The organism is Candidatus Steffania adelgidicola, assembly GCF_020541225.1.
Lineage (GTDB): Bacteria > Pseudomonadota > Gammaproteobacteria > Enterobacterales > Enterobacteriaceae > Steffania > Steffania adelgidicola.
In genome coordinates, this window is record NZ_CP045889.1 from 334,491 (window position 1) to 347,137 (window position 12,647).

Here is a 12,647-nt window from a genome sequence, read left to right on the forward strand (position 1 = left end):
TAAGATATATTTATCATTGTTATGTGAATTTTGTTTTTTTAGATATAAAGATATGTTCTGAGATTTATTTTTATTATTAGTATAAATTTAACATAGCCAGTTAAGTTGTCTTATATGTTGGGTATAAGATATTTGTTTGTTTATTTTTGAAAAAAGATAATAGCCCTAACTTGCCTCATGCACTTGAGCATGAATTCCAGTTTAATTTTAAAAGATGTAAGTTAGAGTTCTCCAAAAAAGAACATGGCTGTATTTTTAAAAAACTACCTCAAACCTAAAGCATTCTTTCATAAATTATAATAGCACTATGCTATGAAGATCCTATCCTTTAATGTCTGATTTTTATATAAATCTATTATTTAATAGCCATCATCATACAAGAACTGTAAGAGATTTATTCTGATGTATAATATTACAATATATTTTCAAATATATCTTTTATTTCCCCTCATTAGTTATGAGGGTTTTAATAACTTTTCATCAATATGTTTAGCTATATATTTAAGCATTGCTTCAATGTCTGTTGTTGAGTAAAAGTCAATTAGAATCGACATAAGATTAGTACACAGTTGAAAGTGAATTATTTTAAAAACCATGCTATCTTTCGGAATGTGAGATTGAGACTCATAGATAGAAAGAGGAGTCATCTTGGCTAAAAACTATTTTGACATTACGTTAGCGCTGGCGGGAATATTCCAAAGTGCGAGACTGGTTCAGCAGCTCGCTCATCAAAGCCAGTGTGACACGAAACCCTTGCGCGTCTCACTTCAGAGTCTTTTAGACCTTAACCCGCCGTCGGTTTGCGCAGTCTATGGAGATAATCCTAGCCATTTACAAATGGGGTTAGAAACCCTGCAGTGTGTGCTAAACGGTTCGTCACGACAAGGACTGGGTGTAGAATTGACCCGATATACTCTTGGATTAATGCTACTTGAACCTAAGTTGAATCGTAATCGCAGTGCTCAGAAAGAATTAAGCTACCGAATCAACGGGCTCGAACGTCAACTTAGTCATTTTGATTTGCTATCGGATACGTTGATCAGCGCGATAGCTAGTATTTATGTCGACATTATTAGTCCGCTTGGTCCACGTATTCAAGTCACTGGGGCTTCATCGGTATTGCAAAACACGCAGATTCAGATCAAAGTGCGTGCGGTGCTCCTGGCAGGTATCCGTTCTACTGTGCTTTGGAAGCAGGTAGGTGGTAGAAGGTTACAGTTGATGTTTCACCGAAAGCAATTATTTAAAGAAGCTAAACAAATACTTACGAATTCTTAGTTTTTATTGGAGTGAAAATTCATGGAATTATCCTCGCTAACCGCTATTTCGCCAATCGACGGTCGCTATGGTGACAAAGTTAGTGTGCTTCGTACTATTTTTAGCGAATTTGCTTTGTTAAAATTTCGCGTAATGGTAGAAGTTCGCTGGTTGCAAAAACTAGCTGCCTGTGAAGATATCAAAGAGCTTCTCCCATTTGACGAGCACTCTAATAGTTACTTGAATAGAATTATTATAAATTTTAGCATGGATGATGCGAATCGGATCAAGAGCATTGAGGAGACGATCCATCATGATGTAAAAGCGGTAGAATATTTTCTAAAAGAGAAAATTGACCTGCTAGAGGGGATGCAGGGGGTGAGTAAATTTATTCATTTTGCTTGTACGTCCGATGACATCAATAATCTATCCCATGCGTTGATGCTCTCTCGCGCCCGTGATGCAATAATACTGCCCTCCTGGCGTCAAATAATTGATTGCGTACAATCGCTCGCTGAACGCTATCGGGATATTCCCTTGCTTTCACGTACTCATGGGCAACCCGCCACGCCCTCGACGCTAGGAAAGGAAATGGCGAATGTTGTCCATAGAATGTCTCGCCAATATTGTCAACTCCAACAGGTAGCGATTTTAGGCAAGATTAACGGGGCCGTCGGCAATTACAATGCTCATATGGTAGCCTATCCTGAAGTAAACTGGCATCAGTTTAGCGAGGAATTTGTCACTGGGTTTGGTATTAGTTGGAATCCCTATACTACACAAATCGAGCCGCATGATTATATTGCTGAGATTTTTGACTGTATAGCACGATTTAATACTATTGTTATCGATTTTAACCGCGACGTCTGGGGCTATATCGCACTGAATTATTTCAAACAGCGCAGTGCAGGTTGCGAAGTCGGCTCCTCGACAATGCCGCATAAAGTAAACCCTATCGAGTTCGAGAACTCGGAAGGGAATCTTGGACTTGCAAATGCAGTCATGAACCACTTGTCGTCAAAACTACCGCTATCACGTTGGCAGCGAGATTTGACAGATTCGACTGTGTTACGTAATTTAGGTGTGGGTATCAGTTATGCACTTATTGCTTATCAGTCTACATTAGTAGGTATTGATAAACTTGAAGTTAATCAGAGTCATATGCTTGCGGAGTTAGACGGAAATTGGGAGGTTCTGGCTGAACCGATACAGACAGTGATGCGTCGGTATGGGATTGATAACCCTTATGAAAAGCTAAAAGCATTAACTCGTGGTAAGCACGTGACTCCTGAAGATATAAAAATATTCATCGATAGTTTAGACTTACCAGAATTAGAAAAATCACGATTAAAAAAGTTAACACCGAGTAATTATATTGGCCGAGCTGCTACGATGGTAAACGAATTAAAGTAAATAGTAATAGTTTATAGAGAGTGTATTCAAGCTCTGGGATAATGTTATCGTTTGTAATACTATGTCTCGGTTGGTGAGAGAACCGCTTAAAAAGATAGATTGCAGCATTAGAACTATTTAGGATGATTTTGTCAGGTATTTGAACTAACGCTACGATAACAAAACCAGATTCATTTCTAATTAATCATTTGACGATACAGTTTTATAAATAAAACAAGAGTATAATATTAGAAAGTAGGTGATGAGACAAGATTATATACTTAAGTTCTTTTTGCTTAAAAAGATGATACTGCATTAACATTTCTGCTTATTTAGTTTCTATCTTACATACATTGATCTAAAAATTCATTCAGTAGTAATAAGCAAATTAATGCTATGGTCTTGAATATTTAATGTATTAATATAGATTTATCCATAATCTTGTCAAGATTATTAGGAAGTTTAAACTAATAATGTCATTGCATTGAAACAGTAAAATTTTATATCTACTTGTAGTAGATAGCTTGATTTAAGCTAAATCACTGATTCAGATTAAGCGACTAGATATCACTTGAATACTGCATTATTAATAAGGATTCATATTATGTGTATAATATCTCATGAACCTGATTTGGTCAAATCTCATAATTATATGATAGTACGGTGAATTTATTATTATATCTGATAGTTTCTGCTATTTATGTAAATGGAATTCTTCTGTATTGAATTAATAAGAACCGTGAATATAACTGATACATGTAAATAGCATTCCAGTTGTTATTAGGTCTAATAGAGAGGTACTCTATCTAGATAATCAGTTCTGCTCATGTGTGAGAGTGAATAATATAGAAATATGCTGGAATTTATCCACACTATTAATCATTTTATAAAAAAATCATCAATTTAATTAATTTATATATCGTGTTTATAAAGTTTATTAGGCGGATTTAGTCATGTCATCGGGATGATGACATCTCTCTCAGAGAGAGATGTATGTTTTTAGTAAACGCTTCTATTTAAAACATCAGAAAAGCATATATAATCAGAGCATTGAATAATATATTACCATCGAGGATTATTAACAATCCGAGTTAATACTGCTTCATTAATAATGAGCAGTATAGGTTAAATCTTTCGATAATTAATCATAGATAGTATAGTAAACCTTTAATATTAAAGATCGCGTAAATCTAGTTCTATTCTCTTCACTGAAATGATGAGCAATATAAGTCAGTGATTATATCTTCGTAACAAGATAAAACCGGTACTAGAGTTGCCATCGCTTAACGAACTTTTCTTTTTCGATTATTCGAAACTGGCTTCAGTTCTATTCGACATATCGATAAGTCATCTAGCTGATATCCGGATTATCCATATCAAGAAATAATCGTATTATGATATTTCATATCTAATATGACTGATATTAAAAAGTTTAGATTTTATTACATACAAAATCCTTTATAGATTGCAACGGTATTTTATCAATAAATATTGATTAAGATCATATCGCGTTAAAGAGCTATACGTATTAATTGGACATGATTTAAAAACACTTTACTAAAAAAACATGGTGGATTTAAAGCGATTCTTCTATCGATTTCTTCAATCGATTGACGATACTCTTGATGTTCAAGTTTTTATTGAGATTTGTTGATTATGGGTTTGCTTCTTTGCTGACTGCATAAAAATATAGTTACTAAAATAGATGTTTAATAGACAATATTATGGTGGATGTATCTCTATAGCCATGTAACAATTACTACTAAAAATCAAATAAAATTCTAGACATATCAGTAGCTTCTATCGACTTTTGATTTTGTGTTATAAGTTTTTTAAAACTGTCGTTTATATATTAACATTTAATAGTGTTGAGGATTTTATTCATCTTTTCCCTTAGTTACATATGTCGTCTCATTTTTTTAAGCAGTGGATTGATTTCCATCTGACAAAGGGTTTTTCTCTTTTTCATGATATCCTGGTGGTCTTCTCCGAATTTCTATATCTATTTTGTTTGAAATCAACTTTCAGTCGTTTTTGAGACAGGTACAGAAGGAAGAACGTTCTTGAAATAAAGTAGAAATGACCATAGCTGAACCATACAGGTTTTAAAACCAAAAACTCTTGGTTATCTGCATTTTATTTTAGTTGCTCAGTATCTTCTACAAACGTCATATACAACCTCAAAAAGCTGCCTTTTGATCGGGATAGCCTTGTATGCCTCGATGGGTCTGTGTCCGTCTATACAAGATTAAGACTTTACCCAAGACTCGATACTTTTGCGAGACTTGAATCAAGTATTACGAATAATTATCTATTAAGTACTGAGAGATATTGGTAAAGCGTTTATAGACTCCATTTAAGGATTGAGAAGATATCGATGTTGTAGGGAGAAAGAACCGAAATCATCTGTATAAAGAGATTGATATACAAGACGATCTTATTTCGTCCAGTGTATTTATAAACAAAGAATATAAATCCAGAAATTAAATGCGCGTATAGGAGATGTTTTAAAAAGCGTAGAGTACGCTGATGCTGAAGAGCATGAGATCACACTGCATTGTTATGTTTAGCTTTACTAATCACTATTAGGTAGTGAAAGGTCATTATAATCTATAAAAGATTGTTACACTGTCAACCTGAAATTATTAAAACTAAAACAATACTACCTTACGGGCAGTGATAGCTATTCTAAAAAATATGCAAAAAAAAGTGACGGAGAGCATCGAAAATATTAGCCACTAATCAGGTTCTTTTCAAAAAACCAGTTATGAATGGAATAATATCATAATATTACCCCACCTCACAGGGAATGCGCTGTTTCTCATAAAGGACGGCAATGATAAAAGAGGATAACAGCGAATGGTTCTCGGGAAACTGCAAATAGACCCAACTCTCAAATGGTTCTTATCTCATAGCCATGTTCATAAGTATCCATCGAAGAGTACGTTAATTCACCAGGGTGAGAAGGCAGAAACGCTTTATTATATCCTTAAGGGTTCCGTTGCGGTGCTGATTAAAGACAAAAGAGGCAAAGAAATGATTCTTTCCTATCTCAATCAGGGCGATTTTATTGGTGAGCTTGGGTTGTTTGAAGATGATCAGGAGCGTAGCGCTTGGGTAAGGGCAAAAACGGTCTGTGAAGTGGCAGAGATATCTTATAAAAAATTTCGCCAGTTAATTCGGGTCAATCCCGATATACTAATTCGTTTATCTTCACAAATGGCTATTCGTTTGCAAGTTACGTCTGAAAAAGTCGGTAATCTGGCTTTTTTAGACGTGACTGAGCGCATTGCTCAAACATTATTAAATTTAGCTAAGCAGCCTGATGCTATGACCCATCCCGATGGTATGCAAATTAAAATCACTCGACAGGAAATTGGTCAGATTGTTGGCTGTTCACGGGAAACAGTTGGGCGAATTCTAAAAATGCTTGAAGACCAGAATATCATCTCTGCACATGGAAAAACGATTGTTATTTATGGTACCCGTTAATCTTGTAAATTTCACAAAAACACCAATGAATATAATATTATTATATATAATTTTGATTATGGGGGTTTTCGGTCTTCCATAGAGATACTAGGGCAAAAGATTTTAAATTTACAAACTTTTATCTTAGATTATACCTTTTGAGTAACTATCTAGCATGGTGTAAAAATGGAAATTTTATTCTAAATAATCTGTTATTTTAACACTAAAGATTTTATAAGATAATGATCTTATAATTTGAGATATTTTTGATATTATTTTAAATATGAATGATGTGATGAAGGATCTATTTTATATGAGTGTTTAAATTTACGTTATGTTTTTCCTCTATTTGGTTAATGGCTCTAATGATATGTTTGAGATATTTTAATAAAGACTATAAAAAGCATCCATGCATCATATTAATATCGCATGTTTTAAATGCATTAGTTACTTATACTATAAGTATAGTCTTCATAGGGAAGTAAATTTAAAAAATAAATAAAAACAATCTGTTGTCTTTATATTTAAAGATAATCGCGAAAAACATTATTTTCAGTGTATATTCTAATTGTTTTTTTCTTTATAAGATAGGGAGCAATAAGCAGAAATATTACCATTACAAACCTACTTTTTATGATTGTAAAATGAAAAAAATAAGATTTGTATTATCTCTAATCAATCTTATTGTATATGTTAAAAACAAGAACTATACATTGTTATATCAACAATAGTCCAGTATATTTCCAATTGAATTTGTTAATTTGAAAGATACAGCTTAATATTTTTTTGAGTATTTATTATAGATGTAGGGTGAGCATGTTTTAAAGGATGATTTTCTTAAAGTTTAATTAGATGTACTCGCATGATAGAAGATATAGACATTATCTATAGATAAATTTAAAAATACATTTAACAAATAAATTTAAGTTAGAGGAATGTTTTATAATAGCAAGGGAATATCAATAGATTGGTTTTTTTATTACTCATAAAAATCTTTTATCTCCCTTTCTTGAATTCATACCAAGGAAAGTATAGGGCAATGCTTTAGCTAGTTAAGAGGAGGAATGGGAATATTTTTAATACTTGAAAATCTGCAGTAATTAAAATTATTTATAATGGAGTATTTGTAATTTAAATTTTTATAGTATAGAACTATATTAGAGGCCTGGTTGCTAAGGAAGCAGGGTTTTATCATTCAAACCATAAATTGCATGTTTGATGCAATAGTGTTATTTAATTTCTGAAAATCACAATATGCATTTATTAACATTAAAATGTTAAGCGTATCTTGAATATATTAACTAGTTTTTTTACGGCGCAGAGGTGCAGATTTTTTAGTGAAATGATATAGCGAATATGATATTTATTAGTGTCGGTACACTATTTCTAATCTTTTTTAGTTACCATGCATTCCGCATGGTGTTAGATCTCTCTACTAAATTAATACGGCTTTTTTTCTATGATTTTTCTACGTGTGTTAAAAAAGATGCGGATTCTCTATCTTCGATCAGTCATAGAGATGTAGTATCATTAAATAAATTAATTTATTAAAGTGCATATTTCGAAGAGACTTTTTTATCTGTCATTATGTGTACTTAACGATTTTTAGAGCGTTTTAATTTATGCAGTAAAGACTTCGTAAGGTATCCAGCTATCAATGATAGTTGGTTGATTTGTTTACGTTTAGATAAAAAGTACATGATTAATTCTAAGCCTATAGTGTAATACTAAAGTAAAACTTATCTAACATAAGAAAAAGATTTCACTCAAGATAAAATGATGAAATCTCATGTCTAGATTTTATCTAGACTATCTGTGTTAGATTTTAGTAATCATATTGGTTTCTCAGTTTTTTAAGAAACAATACTGTTATTTTTTAGAAAAATATACTCATGAGGTATTTTATAGAGGTTTATCTCATTCTAACAAGAAGTGAATTCTTATAAATCTCGTGCTGTTTTTATATAAATATTAAGCTGGTGATTTTAGTCATTTTTAATGAAAGTGGCTTTTTTATAACAAAAGATCTTTATTTTTAATGAGTGCTATGATTTCCTTTTAAAAAAACAAACTGCACTGTCGAAGTTTAGATATCTTTCTGGATTTGGAAATAGTTTTATATCGTTAGTTGACTGATATGAATTGTGTTTTTACTGGAATCTACTGTATGATTTTAATTTAATTTATATCTATAACGAGATCTTAATATATTGAGAATCAAAAAAATGTTGTGTAGTTTATACGGAAGCACGACTCGGTAGTCCTATCTAGAGATTAACTGAATATATGTATTAACTATAGAATTTCTGTTCTTCTCGGAAGATAAATGAATTTTTGAATAATTAAATTATATCCTGATTTAACGCTATTTAACATTGCAATGTTACTTTTTACCTTGAAGTAATTTCAATTATGCCTAATTGAAGAACAAAGGATGTGCATCTAGTGCATTGCATGTTTTTCGGTACAGTACAAGTACTTCTTGTAAGGGATTTTTTATATATGTTAATTAATAGATCAAGAATATATTTTAGTAAAAGATATTCAGTAGGCACAAATAGTGCGCTATATGCATTTTTTATACCAATAAACTAAATTTATCTTTTCAGTCATATTTAATGTCCTATTTTTAATGAAATGGTGCTAACTGATATTGTCCCGCTTGTTAGTTTCAGAAGAGAATATTCAGTTACAATCGCGCAAGAATCAGATAAGAGTAGTTACAGTGTAAATATTGTAAAGATGAATATAATTTTTCACCTTGTATAAGCTATAAAAAATCGACACTTAAAATTAAATTCAGCATTTCTTGGCTTCGGGTCGTTTTCTCTAAACCGAGATTAAAACCGGGAGGAAAGAGTAAGTGGAAATAAATTTAGGTTGGGTTATCCATTAGAATATTTAAAATAGGAAAGATGTTGTTATTGGGATACCGACACTAGTTTTAAAACTAGTGATCGCACCATCTGAAAATGGTTGGGAATCTTCTTTTGCTCTTTAATCGTATTTTGTTTTATATGTTCTGAAAAACTCTTGCAGAGATTCTGTTTTCCTCGAAAGAAAAATTATTTGTCTTTCTTATGTCACTAAGGTAAGCATCTAATATTTTGTACTTCTGACCTGATTACGGAGTTAAATTATCACGATAGTTGACTTTTGATTATCAGAATGAATTCTTCCATCAAGAACGTTTAAAAAGAGGCAATTATATTATGTTTAATCAAAAAATACAGCACACTATATATAATATATCATCAAAGTGAAATTGCTTAAAAATAATTATTAGCTTTTTGTAAACTCTGATAGATCACTGTCACTAAGTATAAATTGAATATCATTAAATATATAGACGTTATCTCCTATGTGATCTAGTAGTATCTCTTGTTCTCGATTTAACACTATCTTTCTTAGATGATGGCGAAGATAATTGGTGTATTTATTGTAGTAATAATTCCCAATGTGATATCCGCGATTGCATTTATAATCGGGATTGCCGTGAAGAATAATAAAATATTTATGGAGTTGAGAAGATGTGTACTGCGTAATAAGCCCTTTTGCATGATATGCACTAACATAGTGGAGAGTATCTTTTAGATTTTAAAACAATATTTTTAAAACATGAGAGATCGTGGGGATCTAGAATCTTTTTTAGTTAAAAGCCTATATCTTTATATGTATATCTGAATAAGTGCGATGACTATTAAGTACCGTATTCCCAAGTAGGAAGATACTCTACTCGACATGGTGGTTTTTTACTAAAGAATTACTTGTATAGTAGGGTGTCTTGCAAATAAAATGGCGTTTTCTACTGTGCTGTTTTCTTTTAAAGAATAGCTTAAAGTATTCGCAACTTTTTTACAGTAAGAGAGATTTAAGAAAACCATTTCTAATAAAATTTATACTTTTCTTTTTTTAGAGTGAGTACATATCGTATATATATATTAGTGTTTTTCCGCGCTGAGGGGGGGGGTTGACGACTAATATTGGCAACATTGGAATATGATACATTGCTATAGGTCGATGTATGTCATGTCTGGCAGATTTAGGATTATTGATCGTTACTGCATTTTACTTATTAGAATGGATATGTGAAAATATGGCTATATTTCTTATTTTAACATGATTTATATCCACCTGAGGTGATTGTGGATAGATAATTTTAAGGGGGTATGTTTTCTTATGATTTATAATCTATATGCACAGGAGTCACTTATGTTTCCGATAAAATGCTGTTAAATATCTCGAGATCTTTAGCTGAAATGGAAACAAATATAGTTGGTTGATTTTGAAAAAATCAGTAAAATTTATAAAATCACTAATTTTAACATTAATATATTGATTTAAGTTTTCTAGAATTTTATTAGTTTAGTCAGTTCTGGTATTGTATAGATTGTTCTTCGTGAATATACTGCATAAGAGCGGCGTCACTTTATTAGTGTTATAATTCGTTTTTTGAAGGTTGGTGTAGAAATTTAATTTTCTGAAGTGAGTCGGCTCGCCAATCGCTATGATGTCATTATAAAGTTAATAAATATTATTTTCTTCAATATAAAATATTCCTATGCATATTATGTTTTTTCTAAGGCTGATACGTTTAGGTGATCCTTATAAATTAGATATACAGTGATCATTATTCGTGATCTCGATAGACGTACTACTAAATAGTATTCCTTTTTTTATCTTTGGACTAGGATAATCGGCGCTTTTCAAGCGAGTGCTATTATTGTAATAGATTGTGTTTATTAATAGTTGTGTATAGAATTATGCTTCTATTAAGTGAGGAAGATAATTTAGCGATATAACTTCACCTCACCATTATGGAATGGTGGTCTAGCTAAGATGAAATAAAAATATTTTAAGATAGGCTAAAAAATTAGGTGTTCTACTCTGATAGAAAGTAGATTAATGGTTGTATTCAACACACTAGTAGTGTTGCTGTTAAAAATGATTTTAGTAAAATCCAGTCTTATAAAAGATAGAAATGACACTTTTCTCCAGGTTTATTTTTGTTTTGTTTATACTAAAAATTAGCATAATATTATACGGAATTTTTCGGGAGCTATTATATATAATATATGACTTATGCTTTCCTATTCCTCCAGATAGTTCGTGTATAGTCTAAAAAGTATTAGACCATATTTTGATCTATCCTAAGACACCATTGCTTCAGTGCTATTCCTGATACTCTTCTATGTAGAAGAGAGCTCAGTGATTGAATTAGTGTGTATATCTAACATTTGATAATGGGATTTTCGATGTGGGTCTAGATCAGATAGGCATGAATTTTAGATTCATTCGAGCTAACATATTACTTTAGAGGAACAGTTGGCTATTGGTGATGAGCAATAGGGAACGGATTGTTGAATTGTTAGTTAATACGAACAATTTATGATATTGTCAGCATATTCTCTATTGACAGGATCATCGTATCTGGTTTTCTGTGGAATTATTGGTTATAGCCTAATAACACTGATTCTAGTGCAACCTCAATCATATCATTAAAGGTAGTTTCTCGTTCAGCAGTACTTAAAGTTTCACCGCTTCGGATATGATCAGACACAGTACAAATTGCCAGCGCTCGCGCGCCAAATTCTGCTGCTACCCCATAGATCCCCGCCGCTTCCATTTCGATCCCTAGAATGCCGTATTTTTCTAGGATATCAAATATTTTTGGATTGGGTGTATAGAATAGATCCACGGAGAAGAGATTACCCACATGCACTTGAATCCCAGCGATTTTAGCAGCATTCACTGCATTTCGCACCAGATCGAAATCGGCAATAGCGGCAAGATCATGATCGTTAAAACGGGTTCGGTTTACTTTAGAGTCAGTACTGGCCCCCATACCAATAACAATATCCCGTATATCAACATCACTTCTAATCGCGCCACAGGATCCTACGCGGATAATTTGTTTCACACCAAAATCAGTAATCAGTTCTTTGGTGTAAATAGAGCAAGACGGAATACCTATTCCATGTCCCATGATCGAGATTGTATGTCCTTTATAGGTGCCGGTATAGGCTAGCATACCACGCACTTTATTGACTTCTTTAGGATTATCAAGGAAGGTATTGGCAATATAACGCGCTCGCAATGGGTCGCCTGGCATGAGTACAACCTCAGCAAAATCACCCATTTCAGCGTTAATATGCGGCGTGGCCATACTTCTCTCCATTCGTTTTTTATAGATGTTTAAAATAGACTAGCGATTCCGGATAACCAATGTCAAAAACCAACAATTATATACTAGTCTTATTATTGTAAAGGATATCTCTTTTTTTAGTTATGTCTTACCTAGTTAGATCTAGATCTAATTAGGATATGGGTAAACATTCGATTAGATGCTTGGCATTGATGATGATTTGTTAAGGATTATATATTTTTTGAAATCCATATGTTATACTATGGGTATAGTACTTTATACCCATATATGAGTTATATAAGTGATATAATCAAAATGAAGTTGCTCATCTATCATTCTTAGAATGATAACATGGTTTTTAAATAATTTATATTTAATCTGT

At 32.2% G+C, this 12,647-nt stretch carries 4 protein-coding genes; 3 read left to right on the plus strand and 1 reads right to left on the minus strand.

Features of this window, described 5'->3' with window-relative positions; all coding sequences use genetic code 11:
* Positions 1–648 precede the first annotated feature (648 nt).
* The 3 genes from hflD to crp all read left to right on the plus strand — a co-directional run bounded on the left by hflD (position 649) and on the right by crp (position 6,141).
* Positions 649–1,278: a high frequency lysogenization protein HflD gene (gene hflD, locus GFK82_RS00875; RefSeq protein WP_226811052.1), complete on the plus strand. Its 630-nt coding sequence runs from the start codon at positions 649–651 to the stop codon at positions 1,276–1,278.
* 21 nt (positions 1,279–1,299) lie between these two features.
* On the plus strand, positions 1,300–2,670 hold the full coding sequence (purB, locus tag GFK82_RS00880; RefSeq protein WP_226811053.1) for an adenylosuccinate lyase: 1,371 nt from the start codon (positions 1,300–1,302) through the stop codon (positions 2,668–2,670).
* A 2,838-nt stretch (positions 2,671–5,508) separates the two neighbouring features.
* Entirely contained in the window at positions 5,509–6,141 is a 633-nt protein-coding gene (gene crp, locus GFK82_RS00885; RefSeq protein ID WP_226811054.1) for a cAMP-activated global transcriptional regulator CRP, read from the plus strand.
* A 5,425-nt stretch (positions 6,142–11,566) separates the two neighbouring features.
* Here crp and deoD read toward each other — a convergent pair.
* On the minus strand, positions 11,567–12,286 hold the full coding sequence (gene deoD, locus GFK82_RS00890; RefSeq protein ID WP_226811055.1) for a purine-nucleoside phosphorylase: 720 nt from the start codon (positions 12,284–12,286) through the stop codon (positions 11,567–11,569).
* Between the last annotated feature and the right edge of the window lie 361 nt (positions 12,287–12,647).

What these genes read in the sequence shown, in the direction of transcription:
- crp (WP_226811054.1), top strand. Translation starts at nt 5,509, where the DNA reads ATGGTTCTCGGGAAACTGCAAATAGACCCAACTCTCAAATGGTTCTTA.
- deoD (WP_226811055.1), bottom strand. Translation starts at nt 12,286, where the DNA reads ATGGCCACGCCGCATATTAACGCTGAAATGGGTGATTTTGCTGAGGTT.
- purB (WP_226811053.1), top strand. Translation starts at nt 1,300, where the DNA reads ATGGAATTATCCTCGCTAACCGCTATTTCGCCAATCGACGGTCGCTAT.